This window comes from Flavobacterium sp. FG68, from assembly GCF_057808895.1.
Window position 1 is genome coordinate 1 of the sequence record NZ_JBMDIY010000012.1, and the last position, 24,444, is coordinate 24,444.

The following is a 24,444-nucleotide window of genomic DNA, read 5'->3' on the forward strand; positions in this document are numbered from 1 at the left end:
TTCCCGCCGTTACACTTCCAGTACTTGCACCAAAGCAAATTACATCCGTTTTAGAAGAAGCTGCCAGAGCTAAAGCTGCACTAGGCTGTGTAATCGTAACCGAATTGGATTGTGAAGAACAGTTATCAGAAACCGTTAAAGTATAAGTTCCCGCTGGAAGATTCGAAACAGAAGCCGTAGTTCCAACTGTAGTATTTGAAGCGTTTTTCCAAGTATAAGTTACAGTTCCGAGGGAATTGGTTACAACACCCGCCGTTACACTTCCGGTACTTGCTCCAAAACAAGTTACATCAGTTTTAGAAGAAGCTGCCAAAGCTAAAGCTGCACTCGGCTGTGTAATCGTAACCGAATTAGATTGTGAAGAACAGTTATCAGTAACAGTCAAAGTATAAGTTCCCGCTGGAAGATTCGAAACTGAAGCTGTAGTTCCTACAGTCACATTTGAAGCGTTTTTCCAAGTATAAGTTACTGTTCCAACGGAATTGGTTATCGTTCCCGCAGTTACTGTTCCAGTACTTGCTCCAAAACAAATTACATCAGTTTTAGAAGAAGCTGCTAATGCTAAAGCTGCACTAGGCTGCGTGATCGTAACCGAATTCGTTTGAGAAGAACAGCTGTCAGTAACAGTCAAAGTATAAGTTCCCGCTGGAAGATTCGATACCGAAGCCGTAGTTCCAACAGTCACATTTGAAGCGTTTTTCCAAGTATAAGTTACTGTTCCCACAGAATTGGTTACAATACCCGCTGTTACTGTCCCAGTACTTTTTCCAAAACAAGAAACATCAGTTTTAGAAGAAGCAGCAAGAATCAACGCCGCACTTGGCTGTGTTATTTCAACGGTCAAAATCCCAGTAGCACATCCATTACTATCTGTAGCTGTTACTCTGTAAGTTCCAAAACTTAAATTCGTTAAATCTTTTGTAGTGGCAAAATCGACATTGTTTTTTGTCCATTTATAAGTGTATGGAGCTTGTCCGCCAGTAGGAGTATTTAAAGTAATAGCCCCGTTGTTTCCTCCAAAACAAGTGACATTTGTTTGTGATGCCAGTGTTATAATTGGACAAGGCACATTAGTAGTAGGCGAAGTTATATTTTGAAATGTGGTGACACAGGCAGCATTTTGAAAATCTAGTCTTGATGTACTTACTAATTGATTTCCGCAAGTATTTGGTTTTGGAGTCAATCGGTATTTTAAAGTGATCGTTTCAACATTCAAAAAATCGATATTCCAGTTGATTTGCTGTCCCACAATTGTTACCGTACCTTTTGATGGTGTTACCGTTCCAATTATAAAATTACTGTCAACGGTCTCTTTTTCAAAAGCTGTTGAAGGTATTTGTTTAGCAACCCAGGATAATTGAGTGAAAATCTGGCCATAAATTCCAGTTAAGTCAGCTGCATTTTCTGTAAAAAAAGAACCTCCAGACTGAATCTGATTTAAAGCATATTGTGCATTAGTTTGTTCAGTGCCGGAAATAGCACCGAATAATCCAACAGAAAAAATTTGATTATTATAGCTCGTACCAGAAACAGTTACCGTTTTTACAGCCGTGGCTGCCGTTATAGCACTTTGAATACAAGTTCCCTGCTGGCCATCAGAGCAGCTTGAACCATTCGTTCCTGTCGCGTTGGCAACTCCGTCAGTTAATAAAACAATACTTCTGGCAGTAGCGCAGTCATAAGTAGCGCCGTCTAAAACTGTTTTTGCTTTTACAAGACCATCCTGAATATTGGTGCTTCCATTTGCAGAAAGCCCATTTATAACAGATATTAAATCTGCCTGTCCAGAAGCCAGCGTTAAATTTCTTCGTATTGACGCTGTAGTACTATAAGTTACAATAGCTACTCTGTTTTTGTTGGTTGTATTATTTGCAGGCAAAAACATTTTGTTGATAAAATCAATAGCAGCATCTTGCGCCCGGGACAATGGTTTAGGATTGTTTCCATCTCCCATACTTCCTGATACGTCAATTACTAAAACAACTTCTAAAGGTCTTGCCACCGGGTTTGATCCCTGAATTTTTAGTTCGACATCTAATGCACCGCAGACTCCCGGAGCTACAGTAACAATTTTTGTTGGTGTAATGGTTTGTGCAAAGCCTATTATAGAAAAAAGCAAAAACAACAACAGATAAAATGCTTTGTTAATCTTTTTTGTAAACTTGAAAGAGAGTAAAGTTTTTTTCATTTTATGCAAGTTTAAATTGAAAAACGGCTAAATATTTTTTCAGGATATTTAATTTTCAGAAGGATTGTTTACAATCGTATGTACCACAGTGTTAACTGTGTAGTTAGAGCAGTTTGTAGACACAGCATTTATTTGCGTGCAATTCCATTTATTGAATGACGTACCTTGTGGAACCGTCAGATGAATTGAAAAAAATGTAGTTTGATGTGATGGAACTGTAATAGAAGTTATCAGAGATGAATTGTTATCTAAAAAAGTACTATTTAGGTTAACATTATCAGATGTACCGGTTCCATCGTTATTGGAGCAGGACGAATTTACATTAATGGCATTCAAGTTATAAACATCTGTTGAATTACCTTCATTTGTTAAAACAAGAGTAAAGTAAGCACCATCTTCGCCAGCATTACTATAGTTTCTGTTTTTCTCAACTTCTAAAGTCGTTTTGCATGCACCCGACTGTGCGAATGAGATGGTAGAGATCAGGAAGAGTGTGAATGAAAAAATGCTTTTTTGAAAGATATTTTTAGACAGTAAAAAAATATACTTACAATTGCTCACAAATTTTACGGCCTTTTTAAGAGTAGATTTACTTTTCATAACTTAAAGAATTTAGTTTGTGATATTCTTGAAATTTTAACATAATCAAAATTATATTAGAGTTTTTCTAATTGATTTTTTTTATCTGTAACTAACCTAAAAACTCGTTTAACTACTCTTTTTTTATTAAAAATTGCCTCAAAAAAAGATTTTTTTGATTAGTTCGGTAAAAATTTATTACTGATTTTTCTTTCTTTTTTATCAAAAACTGTGTTACTTGATCGATGTTAAATGGTTAATAATCAATTATTTGGTTAATTTATTGTCAATATCAAAATCTCGACTAAATGCAGTTTTACTAGACGAAGAACATTTTTTTAAGAATAGAAAAATCAAAAAAAGTGGATTGTTAACGTTTTGAGGATTATTTATTCTTGTTAAAATTTCCATTTAATGTTAACAGAAATAAAAAAAAGGGGAGTATTAAAATATCTTTTGTAAATTAGAACTTAAATAAAATCGTAGTCCTTTTTTGCGGTTTTTTAAACCTCCTGTTTATGAAAAATTTAATTTTAATACGTCATGCTAAATCAAGCTGGGAAGCCCCTTTAAAAGATTTTGACAGACCTTTAATGAAGAGAGGGATTTTAGATGCTCATGAAGTTTCGACAAATATTTCAAAATATCTTCCTAAGACTTATATTATATGGAGCAGTACAGCCGCACGTGCTTCAGAAACAGCTTTAATTTTTGCACAAAATATTTCATATCCCATAGAAAGTATCATTTACAAAGACGATCTGTATACTTTTGATGAAAGACAACTCGAAAAAGTTATCAAATCGTGTGATAATAGTTTAGAAAGCGTTATTCTTTTTGGACATAACGAGGCTATTACAAATTTTGTTAATAAATTTGGGGATGTTTTTATCGATAATGTCCCAACTTCAGGCTTTGTTTCATTACAATTTGACTCAGAAAGCTGGGACTCAATCAATAAAGGCAAAACCCATAAAACATTATTCCCCAAAGACCTAAAATAAATCAAGTGTACGAACAGAAATATATCGATAGAGAAAAAAGCTGGTTAGCGTTTAATGCAAGAGTACTTCAGGAAGCCGCAGATAATACGGTTCCGCTTTTAGACAGACTGCGTTTTGTTGGAATTTTTTCAAACAATTTAGATGAATTTTTTAGAGTTCGATACGCCGCAATTCGCAGATTAAGCCTTTCAGGAATTTCCGGCGAAAAATATTTAGGCGGAGTTTCTGCCCATCAATTAATAAAAGATATTACAGAAATCGTAATTCAGCAGCAATCAGAAAGTTTACGTATTCTTGGAAATATTGAAGCAGAACTTGAAGCAGAAAATATATTCATAATAAACGAAGATCAGATTACGCCAAAACAGGAATGTTTTCTAAAGGACTTTTTCATGCAGAAATTAAGTCCTGAATTAGTGACCATTATCTTAAATGATCTTGCTGTATTTCCGGTATTAAAAGATACGTTAGGATATTTAGCCGTTCGCCTCGAATTAAAAAATGATGAGGTTCGTTACGCATTAATAGAAATTCCTAAAACCATAAACAGGTTTGTCGTACTTCCTTCAGAAGATGATAAACAATACGTAATTTTAATTGATGATGTTATTCGTTATAAACTAAAAAACATCTTTAATATATTCGATTACAAAAGTGTTTCGGCACACATGATCAAGATTACGCGTGATGCACAGTTAGATATAGACAGCGATTTGAGCAAAAGTATGCTCGAGAAAATCGCTACATCTGTAAAAGACCGTCGTATAGGAGAACCGGTTCGTTTTATATACGACAGTTTAATTGAAGATGATACGCTGCGATTCTTTTTAGATAAAATGAAAATCGTAGAAACCGATAGTATAATTCCCGGAGGAAGATATCACAACCGACGCGATTATATGGATTTTCCAAACTTAGGGCGTTACGATTTACTTTATAAACCAAACGAACCTTTGCCAGTTCCCGGTTTAAGTCTTGACGGAAGTATTCTGGAAAAAATCAATAAAAAAGATTATCTGATACATACTCCATATCAGTCATTTTCGTATTTGACAAAATTTTTGAGAGAAGCAGCTCTGGATCCAAAAGTAACAAGTATAAAAATTACGTTGTATCGTTTAGCAAAGAACTCACAAATTATCAGTTCATTGATAAACGCCGCAAAAAATGGAAAAAAAGTAGTCGTTCAAATTGAACTTCAGGCACGTTTTGACGAAGCTTCGAATATTTCCTATGCCGAGCAAATGCAGACCGAAGGAATTGAACTTATTTTTGGAATAAAAGGACTAAAAGTACACAGTAAAATATGTGTAATCGAAAGAACCGAAGACGGAAAAAATCGTCGTTACGGATTTATTTCAACAGGAAACTTTAACGAGTCGACCGCTAAAATTTATACCGATGTAACACTTTTTACCTGCCATCAGGGAATTTTAAAAGATGTTTCTAAAATATTCGAATTCTTCGATATCAATTACAGAATTCACAGATACAAGCATTTAATCGTTTCGCCGCATTATACAAGAACAAAATTTATAAAACTGATAGACCGTGAAATTCTCCATGCATTAGCCGGAAGAAAAACATTTATCAAATTAAAAATGAATAGTTTATCTGATTTTAAAATGATCGATAAACTATACGAAGCAAGTAATGCCGGAGTAAAAATTCAATTGAATGTTAGAGGGATTTGCTGCCTGATTCCGGGAATTCCGGGAATGAGTGAAAATATTGAAGCCATAAGTATTGTTGATAATTATTTAGAACATACAAGAGTATACATTTTTGGAAATGCAGGCCTAAACGAAGTATACATTTCGTCTGCCGATTTTATGACCAGAAACCTTGACGGAAGAGTAGAAGTAACCTGCCCGGTATACGATCACGAAATCAAAAAAGAATTAATCGACAATTTCAATATTGCCTGGAAAGGAAACGTAAAAGTAAGATATCATTCCTATAAATTAGATAATAAATATAAGCCTAGAAATCATCATGCCCCATTTAGAGCACAATTTGAAACCTATAAATATTATCAAGACAAGATTGCGGTACTAGAAGAGGTTCCTCAAAAAGTAGACTAAATAATTAAATTCAATTACAAAAATCATAGAGTGAGCATGATTAATATAAGGAAATTTGCAGCAATAGATATCGGTTCAAACGCCATGAGGCTTCTGATATCGAATGTTGTAGAACAAGATGGAAAAGAACCGCAGTTTAATAAAAGTTCGCTTGTTCGTGTGCCAATTCGTTTGGGACAAGACGCCTTTACCGTAGGAGAAATTTCCGAAGAAAATATAGATCGAATGGTGGATGCTATGAAAGCATTTAACCTTTTGATGAAAGTACATAAAGTAGAGCGTTATATGGCATTTGCAACCTCTGCAATGCGCGAAGCTTATAATGCAAAAGAAGTCGTGGCTTTAATCAAGAAAAAAGCCGACATTAAAATCGAAATTATTGATGGTAAAAAAGAAGCTGCAATTATTGCTTCTACAGATTTACATCATTTATTAAAAAGAGACGAAACCTATCTTTTTGTTGATGTTGGAGGTGGAAGTACAGAATTTACTTTGTTCTCTGACGGAAAAATGATTACTTCAAGATCATTCAAAGCCGGAACCGTTCGTTTATTGAATAATATGGTTCATGATGTAGTTTGGGATGAAATCGAAAAATGGATTAAAGCCAATACAGCAGATTACGATGAAGTTACCTTGATTGGTTCTGGAGGAAACATCAATAAGTTGTTTAAAATGTCTGGGAAACAGCAGGAAAAACCGCTTTCATACATTTACATCAATTCACAATATGCCTTTTTAAATTCATTGACTTACGAGCAAAGAATTGCTGAATTAGGTTTGAACTCTGACCGTGCCGACGTTATTATCCACGCCACACGTATTTATTTAAATGCGATGAAATGGAGTGGAGCGCGCCAGATTTATGTTCCAAAAATTGGACTTTCTGACGGAATCGTAAAAGCAATGTATTACGGTAAAATTTAAGATTTTTAAGCCACTAATTACACGAATTTTCACTAATTTTTTTATTCAAAAGTGTAAAAATAATTCATGGAAATTCGTGTAATTCGTGGCAAAACCTTCATAAATGAAATCAATTTTTCAGGCCATACAGGATTTCTCTGCAGAAGAATTATCACTTTTAGATGATTTAATAACTTTTCGTACACTGAAAAAAGGAGAGCTTTTATTGACGGAAGATCAGGTTTGCAACGAAATTGTATTTATAAAGAAAGGAATTTTACGTTCCTTTTTTTTGAATCATAAAGGTGACGAAATCACGAATTGTTTTGCTTTCGAAAATGAATTTATGGCCTCATTTGCCAGTTTTATAACAGAAGAAAAAGCAGAAGAAAGCATTCAGGCTTTAGCCGAAACAGAACTGCAGATTTTAGATCGTAAAGGTCTGGAGAAACTCTATCAATCAAGCATTAACTGGCAGGAAACAGGAAGAAAATTAACAGAATTAGAGTTTGTAAACCTGCATAAAAGAATGGTTTCTTTTCAAAAATTATCCGGAGCCCAGCGTTATGAAGAATTGTATAAGAATCATCAAAAATACATACAGTTAATTCCGTTACAATATTTAGCATCTTATCTAGGCGTTACGCCAAGACATTTAAGCCGAATCAGAAAAGCAATTGTTTAATTTTTTTTGTTTCCCGCAGATTTAGCAGATTCAACAGATTTTTTTAAATATAAATCCGCTTTATCTGCTAAATCTGCGAGAGAAAAAGAGAAATAAATCTGAGTAATTTTCTAGACATTTGTCCAGTAAAATAAATGCCCCGAATAGTATTTTTGAAAAAACATTAATATGAAAAAAATACTGATTATAAATGGACATCCAAATCCTGACAGCTTTAATTTTGCTATTGCCGATGAATATAAAGAAGGAGCACTTGCTTCTGGAGCAGTTGTAGAAACCATAACAATCGCTTCTCTATATTTCAGCCCAAATCTAAAATTCGGTTACCAAAAACGAACCGAATTAGAACCGGATTTATTAGAATCATGGGAAAAAATCAAAAGAGCCGATCATTTGGTTTGGATACATCCCGTTTGGTGGGGCGGACTTCCGGCAATTACAAAAGGATTTATAGATCGATTATTTTTACCCGGAATGGCATTTCAATACAGAGAAAATTCGGTTTGGTGGGATAAATTACTCAAAGGAAAAACAGCGCATATTATAACTACTTTAGATCAGCCAAGCTGGTATTACAGATTATTTTTTGGAAGACCAAGCGTGAATCAATTAAAGAAATCAACGTTAGAATTCTGCGGTGTAAAACCCGTAAAAGTAAGTTACGTTGGAATCATAAAAGGTTCTCACGATCTCCAAAGAGCAAAATGGCTCGATAAAATCTACGATTTCGGTTTGAAAAATAAATAGTTTTTAGCCACGAATTTCACGAATTTCCACGAATTATATTTAAGATGTACACACAAAAAAGAAATTAGTGAAAATTCGTGTAATTGCTTCGCCTGTTCGCTATCGCTCGAGTCGTGGCTTTAAAAAAACTTTAAGAAGGTAATTCCAATCCAAATGTAGAACGTAAAAGTTCAATGTTTGGATTGATTTCATGCAAACGATTGTATCTGTCCTGATCGTTTAAATTTCTTTTAGTTTCAACTTTTTCATTTACAATTACCTCAATAGTAATATCATGATTATGCAGGTGGCCTCTTAAATGACCTAAAAGCGCATTCATCTGACTTTCGAATTCCAGTTTAGAACCTTCGTTAGGAAGTTCGTAAGTAATGTTAGTTCCGTTTAAAACAGGATCATTGATTAATAAGATAGACTCCATGATCTTCAAACCTTTCTGACCTAAACGTTCTGCATATTTATTCCATTGCACTAACATTTCTGTTTCAGTAAACTCTTCAGTAGGCAAAACAGATGAAGATGATGGTTTAACGTAAGATTTACTGCTTAATTCTAATTCTTTTTTCTTGCGAATACTCGCCAAAGAAAATGCAGAAACTTTTGGTTCACCGCCTATTTCAACCCTTGGAGTAGGAGTTTCAACTTTTGGAGTTTCAGTAACAGGTGTTTGCGTTGTAGTATTTACAGCAGAATTCCCATTGTCATTTTGATTGACATTGACTTTTTCTTCAGTTTGACTTTCGACTTTCGACTTTGGACTTTGGACTTCAACAATAGAAAAACTGCCGTTTTTAAAATAAGTAGGCGGAATTATGAATTGCTCAACTTTTTTTTTTCTCCATCAAAGTTGATAGAGGCCAATTGCATCAAACATAATTCGACTAAAAGACGCTGATTTTGACTCAGTTTGTATTTTAAATCGCAGTCGTTTGCAATGTCAATTCCTTTCAGTAAAAAATCCTGAGAACATTTTTGAGACTGAACGCCATACATTTGCTGTGCCTGTTCTCCAACTTCTAATAAAGCAATAGTTGCAGGAGTTTTGCTCACTAACAAATCTCTAAAATGAGAAGCTAATCCGGCAATAAAATGATGTCCGTCAAAACCTTTAGAAAGGATGTCGTTGTATGCAATTAAAAGATCCGGAATTTTATTTTCCAGAATCAAATCTGTAACACTAATGTAAGTTTCGTAATCTAAAACGTTTAGATTTTCAGTTACAGCCTGACGCGTTAAGTTAGTCCCGCAATATGAAACTACACGGTCAAAAATAGATAAAGCATCACGCATGGCACCATCAGCCTTTTGAGCAATAATGTGCAAAGCGTCATCTTCAAAATTGATTCCCTGACTTGTTGCAACTTCTGCTAAATGTTCTTTAGCATCTTTTACCGTAATTCTTTTGAAATCAAATATCTGACAACGAGATAAAATCGTTGGAATAATTTTGTGTTTTTCTGTTGTTGCTAAAATAAAAATAGCATGCTTTGGCGGTTCTTCTAATGTTTTAAGAAAAGCATTAAAAGCAGCCGAAGACAACATATGAACCTCGTCAATAATATATACTTTGTATTGTCCGGTTTGAGGCGGGATTCGAACCTGATCAATAAGGTTACGAATATCATCAACCGAGTTGTTTGAAGCAGCATCTAACTCAAAAACGTTAAAAGCAAAATCTTCAGTTGGATCATCATACCCAGGCTGATTTATTTTACGAGCCAGGATACGCGCGCAGGTAGTTTTTCCAACTCCACGTGGACCGGTGAATAAAAGAGCAGAAGCAAGGTGATTGCTGTCAATAGCATTCAATAACGTGTTGGTAATGGCTTTCTGCCCCACAACATCCTTAAAAGTCTGCGGGCGGTATTTACGTGCCGATACTACAAATTGTTCCATATTCTTTTTTATTCGATAGCAAATATAGAGTATAATTTAATGATTTAAAAATTTAAAAATTGAAAGAATTTTTAAAAGATTGAATAGAAGAAGAATAGATTTTATAAAAATAAATGATATATTCTTTTCGTTTAAATTTGAATTATTAATTTTTCATTTTATTACATAGAAACGATGAAATTATATTGGTTAACATTAGGAATAAAAACGGAAGACTGGTTTGTAATAGCAGAAAATAAAAAAAAAGCGGAAAGATTTTTTGAGTGTGCAGAAGGGTTTGATAAAAATGAAGGTAAAGCAAAACTTATTTGTGATATTTCTAGTACACTTATTGAAAAATATAAACTTATCGAAGAAGATTATCCAACACATGAACTAATTGAAGATTTAGGAGGTAAAATTCATTCAAAAGATGTTCCCAGAATTGTGAATTTTTATGGCGATATTTATATAGAAGGGAATTTAACGCATGAAGCAATTTTTGATGAAATTGAAAATAAAAGTGGAGTTTATATTATAAAATTTCAAAATACTGAAACATATAAAATAGGAATTACCAGAAATCTGAAAAAGAGAATTTCTCAATTCTCAACAGGTTCGCCTTATAATATTATGATTGAATATTTTATAGCAACAGAACATTATAAAAGTTTAGAAAAGCATTTTCATAAAGTTTTTAAAAATAATAGAATGAAAGGTGAATGGTTTAATTTTACTAATGAACAATTTGAAGAGTTCGAATCTCATTTACCAATTTTGCATCAATCTGAATCATTTTTTGTTTACAATGTTAAAGGACTATATAATATGTTACGTTAAAAAGATTTCTTAATAAATGAAATATTTAAATTCAACCATGACTGCTAATCAAACTAATTTCTTGAAAATTACAAACCAATTCTCGGCAGAGAATTTTGAAAAAGTCAAAGAATTTATTTTAGAAAAAGGAAACAGAAAAACCTATCGAAACTTCGATAACAATAATCCGTTTTATGATTTCGGAAAATTTCAAGGTTATTTAGGAGCCGACATTGGACAGCAAAATATTTACAATGACCCTAAAATATCTGATTTTAATGAATTGACCTTAAAAGATAATGATCATTATTATAAAATTTTGATCGTTAGAAAAGGAGATATTCAGGCTTCAAAAAAAGGAATTCAAAATGGAATGCTGGAAAATGAAATATATCTTGTGGATGTTTACCAGACAGGGTCCAGTAAAATTTCAAGTCTTTTTTTAGATTATTTAAAAACTCTTAAAACGATAAATTAATTACTTTTTACTGGAAAAGATATAAAATCAACAAGTACATCCTATAATGTTTTGGTAGTTAATCTGTTTAATTTTAAATAGTTAATTATTAAAATGTAGTGTTATGAAAATTCAGTCAATTTTATTGGGAATGGGATTTGCATTTTCTTTATTTGCTTGTACTCCAAAAGATGCAGATATCGAAAAACAAATCAATGAAAAATTAAGCGATACACCAGGAATACATGTCACAGTGCACGAAGGTGTTGCTACTATAGTTGGGACTTGTGATGATGAAGCTTTTAAGAAAAATATTGAGAAATCTGTTAAATCAGTTCAAGGAGTTAAAACAGTAGTAAACAATTGTCAGATTCCTGAACCAAATGTAGAGCCTGCTGCGGCAGCGGTTATAATTAATTCAGATGCAGATTTAGATGCCTCAGTTGCTAAAGTAGTTAAAGCTTATGATGGAGTAAGTGCTACTGTCGTTGGCGGGGTAGTAACGCTTTCTGGAGAAATTAAAAAAGATCAGCTGCAATCTTTAATTCAAAGAGTGCAGGAATTAAAGCCTAAAAAAGTTGATAACAAATTAACTATTAAATAAGCAGTTATGAGTTTACAAGATAAATACAGAGAAGTAACTGATTTAGCCGGCGAATTACAAATAGATAATTTGCAAGTTAGAGAACAGGATAATGTTTTATATATTGACGGAACAGCAAAATCTGCAGCAGACAAAGAAAAACTTTGGAACGCTTATAATAAAATTGATCCGGATTATAGATCAGCAGATGTGGTGATGAATATTGAAGTCGAAGAAAGTGTTTCAAGAGAATATACGGTTGAAGTAGGAGATTCTCTTTCGAAGATTGGAAAAGCTTACGGAGTTTCATGGCAGGATATATATGAAGCCAATAAAGATATAATTACAAACCCCGACTTAATTCAGCCCGGCTGGAAATTAAAAATACCAAAAGTATAATTTTACTGTTTTGAAAAGCCTGTCTTAATTGATGGGCTTTTTTTTGTTAGTCATTGCGAAGAACGAATCAATTTCAGGAAGAAATTCTCCACATTTTATGTCATTTCGACGAAAGGAGAATCGCACTAGAAATTCCGTACAGTTGATCTTCAATCTTCGTCGAAATGACAAAACTGGATGTAATCATAATTACCTTCCCCTAATACTTAAATCAAATAAAAATTTGGCAGTTTCCTGATCTGAATCGGCGGAAAAACCTGCTACATAAACGCCCTTTTTACCGTTCACGGACTTAATTCCGTATACAACTGCCTCATCGCCAGGGTCAGATTCCCCTTCGTATCGATACACATGAACAATTTCAAATTTCTCAGGATTCTTTTTAATCGCGTCTGCATTTCGATTAAAATCACAAGTAAATCCTTTCTCATTCAATTGATCTAAAGCCTTTGAAACAGTTGCGTAGTGATACATTCTTTTCATAATAGACTTAATTTAAAATTACGGAATTTTAAAGATAACTATTTTAAAATTAAAATTTTACGAAAAAAGAATGAAAATGATTTTAGTAAATCAATGCGCTCAAAAAAATGTATTAATCGCAATATCGAATAGCTCTCTCGCTATTAATAATTATGCTGTTTATTTTGCCAAATGTAAAACTGATAGGTACAGCTCTTACTGCAATAATTGATTTCGAACTTTCGCCTACATTAAAATTATGCAAGTCACTTGTTAATCTTACATACACCATACCGCTATCGACAATTTCTTTTCTTGAAAAACGTGAATGTTTTTCTCTCGAATAGTATTCCTCGCAATCTAAAGTTTTCAGACTGTTATAATCGTAAACAGGTAAATTCAAATAATAATTGAGTGAATATCCATCAGATTTTACAAAACTGAAGAGAATCCTGTGCTTTTTGCTATCAAACGTTCCTTTTTTTAAACCGAAAAAATCATCAACTTTTTCATCTGGAATATTCGGATAGATATTTACAACAGCTTCAGTATCTAGTAAATAGTTTTCATGATAAAATTTATAAACATGTCGGGATATAAAAAGCAGACCTAAAATTATTAAAATGGTGGATAAAAATTTTTTCAACTTGGTTAGAGGTTTTAAAAGGTTAAGTTTTTGAAAGTAAGTATAAGTAACTTTTTCAAAAAACTAAAATACTATAATTTTCGAATTCTTCATTCATAAAGTGTTACTTTTGCACCGCAGACCGCCTTATCGCCGTTCCAATTAGGGAGGGAGGAAAGTCCGGACACCACAGAGAAGCATAGCGGGTAACGCCCGTCGGTTCTCTCGTTTTTTGGAACGAGAGGATTAGGACAAGTGCAGCAGAAAGTATGTACAGGTAATGCTGTAGTGAAACCAGGTAAACTCTATGCGGTGAAATACCAAGTATATCAGCATTTAAGGGCTTCTCGTCCGTTGTTGAAGGGTAGGTAGCTTGAGTTCCGCAGTAATGCGGAATCTAGATAAATGATAAGGCCTTGATTTATCAGGGACAGAATCCGGCTTATAGGTCTGCTTTTTTTATATATTTGTGAAAGACTCTAATCTATCTTCATGAATATAACCACCCCAAATCCTGCTTCAAAAGCTAACAAAAGTCTTTTTAAAACTATAATCACCAATCTGACATTTTGGGTTTTAATAGCCATTATTGCAGGCGTTCTACTCGGACATTTTTCACCGGATAATGGTGTGAAAATGAAAATTGTTGGCGAAAGGTTTGTCGACATTATCAAACTATTTATTGGTCCAATTATATTTTTGACAATTGTTTTAGGAATTTCCGGAATGGGAAACCTAAAAAAAGTCGGCCGAATTGGAGTTAAAGCTTTAGGGTATTTTGAAGTAGTTTCGACCGTTGCATTAGCAATTGGTGTTGCCGTTGCTTATTTATTTCAGCCCGGAAAAATTGACAAATCGGGATTGACTTTGGGCGATGCAAGCCAGTATACAAATTCAAGCGCAAAGGATTTTTCGTGGCTTCAGTTTTTCTTTTCCAATTTTACTTTGCAGGTTTTACTCGCAGCAATTGTCTGCGGAATCGCGTTGAATTTTTATAAAAAAAGAGAACAGACTATTTTAGTTTTAGAACGAATTTCAAAAGTCGTTTTCCTCGGTTTAAAATACGTAATGTACCTCGCTCCAATTGGTGCTTTTGGCGGAATGGCCTACACAATTGGAAAATTTGGATTAGCAACTTTAATTCCGCTGGGAAAATTAATGCTTTGCGTTTACCTCACGATGGCATTGTTTGTTTTCCTAATTTTAGGAACTATTCTGCGCTATTATAAAATAAGTATACTTTCGATTTTAAAATACATTAAAGAAGAACTTTTACTGGTTTTAGGAACTTCATCTTCAGAAGCTGCTCTGCCAAGTATTATGGTTAAACTCGAAAGAATGGGCTGTAGTAAATCGGTTGTGGGATTGGTGATTCCAACAGGATATTCCTTTAATCTCGACGGAACTTCGATTTACTTGTCGATGTCGGTAATATTTTTGGCGCAGTTGTATGATGTGCATTTGAGTTTCTTCGAAATTTTGACAGTTATCGGAATATTGATGATAACGTCAAAAGGCGCAGCAGGCGTAACCGGAAGCGGATTTATTGTTCTAGCGTCAACTCTAACAGCGCTGCATAAAATTCCTGTAGAAGGTTTGGCTTTTTTATTAGGAGTTGATAAATTTATGAGCGAAGCGAGAGCTATTACAAACTTGATTGGAAATACAGTCGCAACGATTATAATTTCGAAAACAGAACACGATTTTACGGAGCTGGATTTGAATCCTGTTTTAGAGGAATAATTTGTTTAGCCGCTAAGACACAAAGGCACTAAGTTTTTGTTTTTCTTTTTGGGCTTAAAATAACTTTGTGACTTAGCGCCTTTGTGGCATTAATTTTTAGCATTAAATTGATTTATTATGAAAAGAATTGGAATTTTAGGACTTGGAGGCGTTGGAGGTTATTTCGGCGGACTTTTGGCGAAAACCTATCACAAATCTGATGATGTTGAAATCATTTTTATCGCACGCGGCGAAACTCAAAAAGCGATTGCCGAAAACGGATTAAAGATTGTAACTGATGATTCTGAAATGATTGTTCATCCGAATTTGGTTTCGAATGATCCGTCAGAAATTGGTGTTTTGGATTATTTAATCTGTACAACAAAAACGTATGATATTGAAGAAAGTTTCACCTCGTTAAAAAGCTGCATTAAAAAAGAAACTATAATTCTTCCGTTATACAATGGCGTTGACGCGCAGGAAAGAATTAAAAAAATACTACCCGATAATGAAGTTTTACAAGGCTGCGTTTACATTGTTTCGATGATTTTTTCACCTGGAACTATCCGTAGAATCGGATTTTATGAAAAGCTGTTTTTTGGATCTAAAACAGCTTCGTTTTCAAAAATGGAAGAATTACAAAACATCCTTCAAAAAGCAAAAGTCGAAAGTTATTTAGTGGAGAATATAGAGGAAACTGTTTGGGAAAAATTCATTTTTATTTCAGCTTTAGCATCTGCAACTTCTTATTTAAACCAGAGTATTGGTGAAATTTTAAGCAATTCAGAATCGAAAGTAACCTACATAGAACTGCTTCATGAAATTGAAGATGTGGCGCAGGCAAAAGGTTTAAAATTACCGCATGATATTGTAGCACAGAGCATTCAAAAATTAGAAAAATCGCCAAAAGAAGCGACTTCGTCTATGCACAGGGATTTACTGGCAGGAAAAAATACCGAAGCGCTGTCACTCACACAATTTGTGGTAAATGAAGGAAAAAAATACGGCGTAAAAACACCTCTTTATGAAAAGATTGCCTCTGTTTTGGTTAAATAGATTTCTTTTAAACACATAGAAATAAAGTTTAATTAAAACTAAAGAGAACTATGTTTCTATGTGTTTAAAAAAAATATTACGCTTCGTCCTTTGTAGTACGAACTAAACTAATTCCTGACATAAAGAAAACAATTCCTAATATGCCATAAATAATTAATGATTTAACATCTCTGGTTTCACCAGAAGTACCTGCAAAAATAACGGCAGTATAAATAAGTCCTACAATTCCGAGGATTGTCAACAACCCTCCGAAAAATCTTTTTAGGTTCATGATTTTAGATTTTAAGTTCCTAACAAATGTATTATCATAACTATTAATTGTTGTTATACAATTGTTTAAGAAACTTATATGATTTGCAGGATTACTTTAGAATCTTAAACTCTAAACCAATATTTCGAACACTTTCGATCCTTATGTTTGGATCTGAATTAAAATATTTTCTAAGCCTGCTAATAAAAACATCCATGCTTCGGCCAGAGAAATAATCATCTTTTTTCCAAACAGACATTAAAATATCATCTCTCTTTAATAACTGATTATGGTTGAGATATAAATATTCAATAAGAGCGGCTTCTTTCTCTGTGAGTTGCTGCACGTGATTTTTATTATTGAGCGTTAAACGTTCGTTGTCAAAAACATACGAACCAATTTCAATACTATTATTTCCGTCAAGACTTCTTTTTTGCTCGATTCTCTTCAGTATATTGTGCAAACGCAAAACCAGTTCATCGACTTCAAAAGGTTTCACGATATAATCGTCTGCACCAAGCTTTAATCCAATGATTTTGTCTTCTTTTAACTTTCTTGCCGTTAAAAAAATGAATGGAGTTTCTGGATTGATTGTAATTATTTTTTCGGCCAATGAAAATCCGTCCAACTTGGGCATCATTACATCAAAAACACAAATATCAAAAGTTTGGTTTTTGAAAAAGTCCAAAGCTATTTCGCCATTTTCTGCCCAGATTACTTCAAATTGATGAAGTTCTAAATATTGTTTTAAAATCGCTGCAAAATCATGATCGTCTTCAGCTAAAAGTAATTTTTTCAAAATAGGGTAATTAAACTTTTAATAAAATAGTAAACTGAGTTCCTTTTCCTAAATCACTAATCACGTTAACAGAACCCTGATGCGCTTTTACGATTTGGGCAACATAATACAATCCTAAACCTAAACCTTTTGTGTTGTGAAGATTTCCGTGTTCTACGCGATAAAATTTCTCAAAAAGAAGCGATTGTTTGTTTTTTGCAATTCCAATTCCGTTGTCTTCAATACTAATCGAAAATTGATTTTCAACTTGTTTCGTTTTTACAATAATCGTGTTCGAACCGTATTTTACAGCATTTTCCAAAACATTTAAAAGAGCCGTTGTTAAATGAAATTTATCCAGAATCAAATTCGTTTTTTGAGTCTGAAAATCAGTTTTAATACCAATTTTAGGATACGTGATTTTAAAATCATTTACAATTGTCTGCAGGAAATCTTCCGTTTCGATTTTCTCTTTTTGAAGTTCAATTTCATTTTCGGCTAATGAATTTGCCATAACCTGATCGATTAAACTTTGAAGACGATTGTTTTGACGTGAAATGGTATTGACAATTGCATTGAAGTTTTCATCGTTTTCACGAATGTTTTTCTGCTCCAGAATTTTGGTCGAAATACCTAAAGTTGCCAAAGGCGTTTTGAGTTCGTGTGTAATATTATTGATAAAATCGGTTTTTACATCGCTTACTTTTTTCTGTTTGATTAAAGCTTTAAGGGCAATTAAAAAAAGAGTAATAAGTGTGAGAATCGAGAATAAAGACAAAACCAGAATAAAAGCCATTCGCCTTAAAATAATCATTTCCCAGTCGATAACCGAAACATACATTGAATCTTCCGTCAATAATTGATATTCCTGATTTTCAAAAATTCCATTGGTTGTTCCAACATAATTTCGGACTAAAAATGCATGATTTAGCGAAGCCAGATTTCCGTATAATTTGTTTTGAATAAAAGGCTTTTCAGAGAAAATTGTGTCGGCTTTTTTGGTGTTTTTGTACAAAATGAATTTGTTGAGAACAATCGCAAAATCAATTTTAAAATTAGGTAAATCTCTTTCGAATTTTCGCTGAATTTGTGCCGTTAATGCACTTCGGTATTCATTTTCTAAAATCCCTTTTTTAATGTCAATTTTGGAATTTTTTCCCTGAATGTATTTCTCGGATAATTGAGTATAAAGTGCTTCTTTTCTGGAAACTAAAACCGAATCAATATCGCTGTAATTATTAGAAATCTGGGCAATTTCATTTTTAATCTGCGTATGAAACTGCGCCACTTTATAATCGTAAGTGGTTTTTACCAAATAGCATTGCACAGTCGACAAAACGATCAACGCCACAACCGAAAATGCTATTAATAAATTGATTCTTTGTTTCATTTTTTTTTGGCCCGCGGATGACACGGATTAAACTGGTTTGCACAGATTTTATTTTTGTTTTTCTCGCAGATTTAAATGATTTAGCTGATTAATTTATCTGCTTAATCTGTAAAATCTGCGGGAGAAATTATAGCACACTAATAACACGGATTAAACAGGTTTGCACAGATTATATTTAAACTAAATCTTAAAAAAATAAACCAGCGTAAACCCGTTTAATCCGTAAAATCCGCGGCCCATTTTCTCCACCCAAAAATAATGCTTTTATGGAACAAAAATGACGTTAACTCCGCATTAACCTTCAATTAACCTACGCAGCGCTTTTTTAGAAGCATTTTTGCATCATCACAAAATCAAAAACTTTTAAAAATGAATATTTATCTGCCGTTAAAACTTCTTCTTGCAATTTTACTTTTTTGTCTTTCATTTGCCGTGAAAGCTCAAAATGAAACGCCGAAAGATTCCATTTCAAATGAACAATTAAAAGAAGTTGTTATCACTCAAAATAAAAAAACATTTACCAATACAAACGGAAACATTAAAGTTGATGTTGCTAATTCTGTTTATAATGCAATTCCAAATACAGTCGATTTACTGTCAAAACTGCCAACCGTTCTGCTAAGTTCAGACAAAGAAAATATTACCGTTGTAGGCAAAGGAAATCCGCTGATTTATATCGATAATCAAAAAGTGGGAATAAACGATTTAAATGCTTTGGCTCCCGCCGATATTAAAACGATAGAAATCATTCAGAATCCATCTGCAAAATATGAAGCCGAAGGGCGTTCGGTAATTTTGATTACTCGAAAATTCAGCAAAAAAGACAGTTTTAGAACTGAAATTTCTGAAGTTGCTTCTTTCAAGAAAAACTATAATAATTATCTCGGTTTGAATACGAGTTTCAAGAAAAACAAATTCGAATGGAAAGCCAATTTTAATTACAACCGACTCAATCCGTGGGAAAGTCATAGTATTGATTATCAAATTCAAAATGCTGATATTGCTTCAAAATATGATGTTATGGCCGAAACAAAACGAAAGCAATATATTTTTGGCGGCGGCTTATTTTATAAAATAAATGACGACGATTATTTTTCGTTTAATGTTAGTTCCAGACTTCGAACAGACACTTTTCCTATAAATACCTTTACGCATAATAAGAATGAAAACGTTGAAAACAATGTTTTGACCTCGAGCGATAATTCGAGTAAAAAGAATTTTGTAAACTCATTTCTGAATTATTCAAAAAAGATTAAAGCAATTAATACACAGCTTTTTGCAGGTTTTCAATATTCGAATTTTCAGCAGAATTTAGCAACGATGGTTGAAAATAATTATAACGATACTGAATTGGCTTTGTCTCAAAACCGAAACCAAAAGTTTAATGTTGATGTTTTTTCGGGAAGAATTGATTTGGAAAAAAAGTTTAAAAACGAATTTAACCTGGAATACGGCGGACTTTATTCTGCAGCAAAATCCAAATCAAATACCACTATTTTTGATTTTGAAGAAAATAAAAATACGGCTTTAGATTATGATTTTAAAGAAGAGAATTCAGCAGCCTATACACAGCTTTCGGGAAAAATTAAAAAAATTATTTTTTCTGCCGGACTTAGAGTTGAAAACACCAATGTAAGCGGCAAATATAGAACGGATGCTTCGGCTTTGATCGATAAAAATTACACGAATCTTTTCCCGAAAGTACAGTTTTCTATGGCAATAGACAGCACTAAAAATATTAGTTTGAATTATGCCAAAAGTATTTCACGTCCCAATTATTCGTCGTTAAGTAATATTGCGACTTATATAAATCCGTATTTTATATACGCGAGTAATATCAATTTAGGGCCAACATTTAATAATGAAATTTCATCGACTTTTCAATACAATGATAAATCGGTTAAAGTGAGTTATTGGCAAAATAAAAATCCGGTTTATAATAGTTTTCTCTATGATAAAAGTCAAAATATAATGACTTTTAAAGATATAAATTTTGATAAAGAAGCAGGTTTAAGCCTCGATTTTGAACTGCCTTTTGCATATAAATTTTGGACAACAACTAATTCATTGGTTTTTATTCTCGAAAAAATAGAAGATCCTTCGGCTGAATTTTTAGACTCAAAACCGTATTTATATTATTACTCTAACAACGAATTTAAGCTCCCAAAAAATTATACTTTCGTTTTAAGTTTTTGGGGATTAACCGAACAGAAGAAAGGTGTTTTTGAAAGAAATCCCAGATTTGTTGTTGATATGGCGCTTTCTAAAACTTTCCTAAAAAAATGGAATTGTACTTTGAGCTGGAATAATGTATTTAAAAATGTAATTGAAACAGAAGAATTTACAATTAACGATACTAGTTCAAAAGCAAGATATATTGTTGATGCTCATGAAATTTCGATTTCGGTTAAATATTCTTTTGGGAAAGTAAAAGAAACCGAATTTAAGGAAAAGAATGTGAATGAAAACGAAAACAGGATTAGATAAAATGAAAAAATCCAAAATTAAAATCCCAAATTCCAATTGAAGCTTGGAATTTGGGATTTTAAAAATTTGTAAATTGATATAGATTACCCTTCGTCTTCTTCAACAATTTTTAATGGAGATTCTCCCGGAAGTTCTTCATCATCATCTGTAGAATTCAATTCGAAGAAACTAAAAAACGAACCGCCGTAACTTTTCTGAAATGAAAAATTACTCAAATGATCCATTTTGGTATATTTTGAATGTTCGATAATCATCATTCCATCTTCAGAAAGTAATTCTTTTTCAAAAACAGTAAGAACAATTTTCTCAAACGCAGCCTGATCTAATCCGTAAGGCGGATCGGCAAAAATTATATCATACGAAGTTTTGCAGTTTTCCAAGAACTTATAAACGTCACTTTTAGTGGCTGCAATGTCAAAATCGTATTCTGATGAAACTTGTTTGATGAATTTAACGCATCCAAAATCACCGTCGATTGAGGTAATGGGTGCGCTTCCGCGTGAAGCGAATTCATAACTGATATTGCCGGTTCCCGAAAATAAATCTAAAACCTTTAAGCCGTCAAAACTAAAATGATTATTCAAAACATTAAACAATGCTTCTTTACTCATATCAGTCGTAGGTCTTACAGGAAGGTTTTTTGGTGGGAATATCCTACGCCCTTTGTATTTTCCTGAAATGATTCTCATGATTGAAATAAGATATAATGTTTTTGATTCTGAGCTGTTGTGTAGTTGTTTTTTTCCTTTAAAGCGCTAACGTCAAGAAAAGAAATATTACGGATGTATTTGTAAGCAATGTCGTAAAACGGATCGTTTTGGTGTATTGTTCCAAGCAGTTCCAATTGAAAAATCTCAGGATTTAAATTTAATTGCTCGGCTGTAAAAAGGATGTAATAAATGAAATCCTCAGGAGTTTGATATTCAAAAGAGTTGAATAACAATAGCTTTTGATTTTGTACCACGATAATTTCAAAATGCTCCGGATTGAAATTTACAACCATTTTTTTCTCGTCATTGTTTTTTGAGCCTTCCAAAATTTTCTCGACCAAAATACTGTTAACATGTTTGTAATCAAAAGAACCAACGTTATCAATTAAAAAATTATTGATATTGATATACGGAATGTAAACCGAATGCATGTCGTAATTGGTGATTTGATCGAAAGTAAAAAAATCAGTTTCAAACACTTTTGTAGTATACTGCAGGTAACTTCCTAAATAATCTTCATCAAACAACGGCGTTGGTACAAAAGTTGAAAGATTGTTATTGTGAATGACTAAAATATCGTCATAAGTTTCTTTTAATTCAGAATAATTTTTAAAAGCTGAAGCGTATAAATCTTCAATTTTATTCTGTTTTTGAGTACTATCAAACTGAACTTCATTAAAAGCAGTAATCGTATTATTTAAGGTATCAAAACAACAAAAAGAGAATCCGTTCAGCGAAACCTGAATCGAAAGTTTTTTGTAATTTTTTGATGTAATATTAGTATTGTGTATTGACATAATTGATTTACAATTCGTTACCTGTTTTGTTTCAATAAAGAATTTAGGTGACCACAAACTTACAAATTTAAAAGCAACTAATATAATTGCAATTTTAAAAAACAATATTACAAGAAGGTTAGCAGAGCATTATCGTTGCGTTATATTTTTAAACCATATAAGTGATATAAGTAATTTAAGCTTACTGGATGTTTGTTTTGATTTTTTTAGGACATATAAGTTATGTGAATTCAAAAAGTTAGAACGCTTAGTTTAAAACTTAAATTTACTTATATCACTTATATGGTTTTATATTATTGACTTTGCCATTTAAAAAGACGAACTTTGTGTTTCAAATTTACCTTATGAATTCAGCATCGTTTTACGGCGTTTTGCAAAAAAGATTTCCTTTTGCACCTACTTATAAACAGGATATTTTTTTTCAAAAAATCGCCATTTTTTTGACCGAACCAGCAAACAACACCATTTTTGTACTAAAAGGATATGCCGGAACCGGAAAAACAACGGTGATTTCGACAATCGTAAACAATCTGGGCGATATTAATAAAAAGTTTGTTCTGCTCGCACCAACCGGACGCGCGGCAAAAGTAATAGCGAATTATTCCAATACATCGGCTTTTACGATTCATAAGAAGATCTATTTTCCTAAAAAATCATCGGGTGGAGGAGTGGCTTTTACCAGACAAGTTAACAAACATAAAAACACGATTTTTATAGTCGATGAGGCTTCGATGATCTCCGACAGTACTTTAGACAGCGGTTCACTTCTGGATGATTTGATTAATTATGTGTATTCTGGAACGAATTGCAAAATGATTCTTTTAGGAGATACAGCGCAGCTTCCTCCGGTAAATTTAGACATTAGCCCGGCTTTAGATACGCATACTTTAGGCGTGCATTATGATAAAGAAATCGAACATATTGAATTGGACGAAGTGATGCGTCAGGAAGAAAGTTCGGGAATTTTATTTAATGCAACTGAATTACGTGAACTTTTGAAAGAAAGTTTTATTACGGAGTTTAAATTCAATGTGAAAAAGTTTAAAGATATTGTTCGGTTAACCGATGGATATGATATTCAGGATGCGATAAATACAGCTTACAGCAATTATAGTATTGAAGATACGGCTTTTATCGTCCGTTCCAATAAAAGGGCAAATCAATACAACGAACAAATTAGAACCCGAATTTTGTTTAAAGAAAGCGAGCTTTCTGTAGGCGATTTTTTAATGGTTGTAAAGAACAATTATTTCTGGCTTAAAGAAACTGATGAAGCCGGGTTTATTGCCAATGGTGATATTATTGAGGTTTTGGAAATGTTCGGGATTAAAGAATTGTACGGTTTTACTTTTGCAAGAGTTAAAATAAGAATGGTCGATTATCCGGATCAAAAACCTTTTGAAACGGTATTGATTTTAGATACAATAAAAAGTGAATCTCCATCATTAACCTACGAAGAATCAAATCGTTTGTATGAAGAAGTAATGAAAGATTATGAAGATGAATCGACAAAATATAAGAAATTTCAAAAGGTAAAAGAAAACGAATATTTTAATGGTTTACAGGTTAAATTCTCGTACGCCATAACGTGTCATAAATCGCAGGGTGGACAATGGAATACGGTTTTTGTAGAACAGCCGTATTTACCAAACGGAATCGATCATGATTATATAAGATGGCTTTACACAGCAATGACGCGTGCCAAAAATAAATTATATTTGATAGGATTTAAAGACGAGAGTTTTGAGGAATAGTTTTTTTGCCACAGATTAAAAAGATTCTCACTGATTTTAAAAGCAAACTTAAAAATCTTTTTAATCCTTTTAATCTGTGGCAAGAAAAAA

The 24,444-nt window shown here is 32.9% G+C and carries 24 protein-coding genes and 1 other RNA gene; 14 read left to right on the forward strand and 11 right to left on the reverse strand.

Annotated elements, in window-relative coordinates; all coding sequences use genetic code 11:
- Window positions 1-2,188, reverse strand: a 2,188-nt coding sequence (locus ACODSB_RS09450; RefSeq protein WP_488936843.1) for a VWA domain-containing protein, incomplete at its 3' end; no start/stop codon positions are given.
- A 48-nt stretch (window positions 2,189-2,236) separates the two neighbouring features.
- A complete protein-coding gene (locus ACODSB_RS09455) occupies window positions 2,237-2,788 on the reverse strand; it encodes a hypothetical protein (RefSeq protein ID WP_488936844.1) in 552 nt (183 codons plus the stop codon).
- A 497-nt stretch (window positions 2,789-3,285) separates the two neighbouring features.
- Between ACODSB_RS09455 and ACODSB_RS09460 the strand changes: the two genes are divergently transcribed.
- The 5 genes from ACODSB_RS09460 (at window position 3,286) to ACODSB_RS09480 (ending at window position 8,193) form a co-directional block, all read left to right on the forward strand.
- Window positions 3,286-3,771, forward strand: a complete 486-nt coding sequence (locus tag ACODSB_RS09460) for a SixA phosphatase family protein (protein ID WP_053470648.1) — start codon at window positions 3,286-3,288, stop codon at window positions 3,769-3,771.
- A 5-nt stretch (window positions 3,772-3,776) separates the two neighbouring features.
- Window positions 3,777-5,855, forward strand: coding sequence for a polyphosphate kinase 1 (gene ppk1 / locus ACODSB_RS09465; RefSeq protein WP_256635405.1), 2,079 nt, complete (start codon window positions 3,777-3,779; stop codon window positions 5,853-5,855).
- Window positions 5,856-5,891: 36 nt separating this feature from the next.
- On the forward strand, window positions 5,892-6,782 hold the full coding sequence (locus ACODSB_RS09470; protein ID WP_053470650.1) for a Ppx/GppA phosphatase family protein: 891 nt from the start codon (window positions 5,892-5,894) through the stop codon (window positions 6,780-6,782).
- A gap of 103 nt (window positions 6,783-6,885) precedes the next feature.
- Window positions 6,886-7,446, forward strand: a complete 561-nt coding sequence (locus ACODSB_RS09475) for a Crp/Fnr family transcriptional regulator (protein ID WP_488936845.1) — start codon at window positions 6,886-6,888, stop codon at window positions 7,444-7,446.
- 168 nt (window positions 7,447-7,614) lie between these two features.
- Window positions 7,615-8,193 (forward strand): NAD(P)H-dependent oxidoreductase, encoded by a 579-nt coding sequence (locus ACODSB_RS09480; RefSeq protein WP_053470652.1) that lies wholly within the window; start codon window positions 7,615-7,617, stop codon window positions 8,191-8,193.
- 130 nt (window positions 8,194-8,323) lie between these two features.
- On the opposite strand, the gene ACODSB_RS09485 is transcribed toward ACODSB_RS09480, so the two are convergent.
- Together ACODSB_RS09485 and dnaX are read right to left on the reverse strand one after the other, a co-directional pair.
- A complete protein-coding gene (locus ACODSB_RS09485) occupies window positions 8,324-8,773 on the reverse strand; it encodes a hypothetical protein (protein ID WP_053470653.1) in 450 nt (149 codons plus the stop codon).
- A gap of 227 nt (window positions 8,774-9,000) precedes the next feature.
- Window positions 9,001-10,086, reverse strand: a complete 1,086-nt coding sequence (gene dnaX, locus ACODSB_RS09490; protein ID WP_053470654.1) for a DNA polymerase III subunit gamma/tau — start codon at window positions 10,084-10,086, stop codon at window positions 9,001-9,003.
- 174 nt (window positions 10,087-10,260) lie between these two features.
- Here dnaX and ACODSB_RS09495 point away from each other — a divergent pair, with 174 nt between their 5' ends.
- From ACODSB_RS09495 to ACODSB_RS09510, 4 genes are all read left to right on the forward strand, one after another.
- Window positions 10,261-10,905, forward strand: a complete 645-nt coding sequence (locus tag ACODSB_RS09495) for a GIY-YIG nuclease family protein (RefSeq protein ID WP_488936846.1) — start codon at window positions 10,261-10,263, stop codon at window positions 10,903-10,905.
- 16 nt (window positions 10,906-10,921) lie between these two features.
- Window positions 10,922-11,362, forward strand: a complete 441-nt coding sequence (locus tag ACODSB_RS09500) for a hypothetical protein (protein WP_488936847.1) — start codon at window positions 10,922-10,924, stop codon at window positions 11,360-11,362.
- Window positions 11,363-11,465: 103 nt separating this feature from the next.
- Entirely contained in the window at window positions 11,466-11,945 is a 480-nt protein-coding gene (locus tag ACODSB_RS09505) for a BON domain-containing protein (protein WP_488936848.1), read from the forward strand.
- A 6-nt stretch (window positions 11,946-11,951) separates the two neighbouring features.
- Complete coding sequence (locus ACODSB_RS09510) at window positions 11,952-12,323, forward strand: LysM peptidoglycan-binding domain-containing protein (protein ID WP_488936849.1); 372 nt, start codon at window positions 11,952-11,954, stop codon at window positions 12,321-12,323.
- Between the two features lie 189 nt (window positions 12,324-12,512).
- On the opposite strand, the gene ACODSB_RS09515 is transcribed toward ACODSB_RS09510, so the two are convergent.
- Together ACODSB_RS09515 and ACODSB_RS09520 are read right to left on the reverse strand one after the other, a co-directional pair.
- Window positions 12,513-12,806 carry an SH3 domain-containing protein gene (locus ACODSB_RS09515; protein ID WP_053470661.1) on the reverse strand — a complete coding sequence of 98 codons (294 nt, stop codon included), beginning with the start codon at window positions 12,804-12,806 and terminating at the stop codon, window positions 12,513-12,515.
- Window positions 12,807-12,918: 112 nt separating this feature from the next.
- Window positions 12,919-13,431, reverse strand: coding sequence for a hypothetical protein (locus tag ACODSB_RS09520; protein WP_488936850.1), 513 nt, complete (start codon window positions 13,429-13,431; stop codon window positions 12,919-12,921).
- Between the two features lie 113 nt (window positions 13,432-13,544).
- On the opposite strand from ACODSB_RS09520, the gene rnpB reads away from it, so the two are divergent.
- The 3 genes from rnpB to ACODSB_RS09535 all read left to right on the forward strand — a co-directional run bounded on the left by rnpB (window position 13,545) and on the right by ACODSB_RS09535 (window position 16,188).
- An RNA gene (rnpB, locus tag ACODSB_RS09525) (RNase P RNA component class A) lies at window positions 13,545-13,871 on the forward strand.
- A 31-nt stretch (window positions 13,872-13,902) separates the two neighbouring features.
- The gene (locus tag ACODSB_RS09530; protein WP_488936851.1) at window positions 13,903-15,153 is read left to right on the forward strand and encodes a cation:dicarboxylate symporter family transporter; all 1,251 of its coding nucleotides are present in this window, start codon (window positions 13,903-13,905) and stop codon (window positions 15,151-15,153) included.
- Window positions 15,154-15,270: 117 nt separating this feature from the next.
- Window positions 15,271-16,188, forward strand: coding sequence for a ketopantoate reductase family protein (locus tag ACODSB_RS09535; protein WP_488936852.1), 918 nt, complete (start codon window positions 15,271-15,273; stop codon window positions 16,186-16,188).
- A 76-nt stretch (window positions 16,189-16,264) separates the two neighbouring features.
- Here ACODSB_RS09535 and ACODSB_RS09540 read toward each other — a convergent pair whose 3' ends face one another.
- From ACODSB_RS09540 to ACODSB_RS09550, 3 genes are all read right to left on the reverse strand, one after another.
- On the reverse strand, window positions 16,265-16,459 hold the full coding sequence (locus tag ACODSB_RS09540; protein WP_053470664.1) for a hypothetical protein: 195 nt from the start codon (window positions 16,457-16,459) through the stop codon (window positions 16,265-16,267).
- A gap of 91 nt (window positions 16,460-16,550) precedes the next feature.
- Complete coding sequence (locus ACODSB_RS09545) at window positions 16,551-17,237, reverse strand: response regulator transcription factor (protein WP_488936853.1); 687 nt, start codon at window positions 17,235-17,237, stop codon at window positions 16,551-16,553.
- Window positions 17,238-17,247: 10 nt separating this feature from the next.
- Complete coding sequence (locus tag ACODSB_RS09550; protein ID WP_488936854.1) at window positions 17,248-18,606, reverse strand: sensor histidine kinase; 1,359 nt, start codon at window positions 18,604-18,606, stop codon at window positions 17,248-17,250.
- Between the two features lie 369 nt (window positions 18,607-18,975).
- Here ACODSB_RS09550 and ACODSB_RS09555 point away from each other — a divergent pair, with 369 nt between their 5' ends.
- Window positions 18,976-21,093 (forward strand): TonB-dependent receptor domain-containing protein, encoded by a 2,118-nt coding sequence (locus ACODSB_RS09555; RefSeq protein ID WP_488936855.1) that lies wholly within the window; start codon window positions 18,976-18,978, stop codon window positions 21,091-21,093.
- A gap of 83 nt (window positions 21,094-21,176) precedes the next feature.
- Here the strand turns inward: ACODSB_RS09555 and ACODSB_RS09560 are convergent, their stop codons facing one another.
- Window positions 21,177-21,782 carry an RsmD family RNA methyltransferase gene (locus tag ACODSB_RS09560; RefSeq protein WP_053470668.1) on the reverse strand — a complete coding sequence of 202 codons (606 nt, stop codon included), beginning with the start codon at window positions 21,780-21,782 and terminating at the stop codon, window positions 21,177-21,179.
- Window positions 21,779-22,600: a DUF3822 family protein gene (locus ACODSB_RS09565; protein WP_053470930.1), complete on the reverse strand. Its 822-nt coding sequence runs from the start codon at window positions 22,598-22,600 to the stop codon at window positions 21,779-21,781. Before ACODSB_RS09565 ends, ACODSB_RS09560 begins: the two co-directional genes overlap by 4 nt.
- Before the next feature lie 344 nt (window positions 22,601-22,944).
- On the opposite strand from ACODSB_RS09565, the gene ACODSB_RS09570 reads away from it, so the two are divergent.
- Window positions 22,945-24,354 (forward strand): ATP-dependent DNA helicase, encoded by a 1,410-nt coding sequence (locus ACODSB_RS09570; RefSeq protein WP_180858851.1) that lies wholly within the window; start codon window positions 22,945-22,947, stop codon window positions 24,352-24,354.
- Window positions 24,355-24,444: the final 90 nt, after the last annotated feature.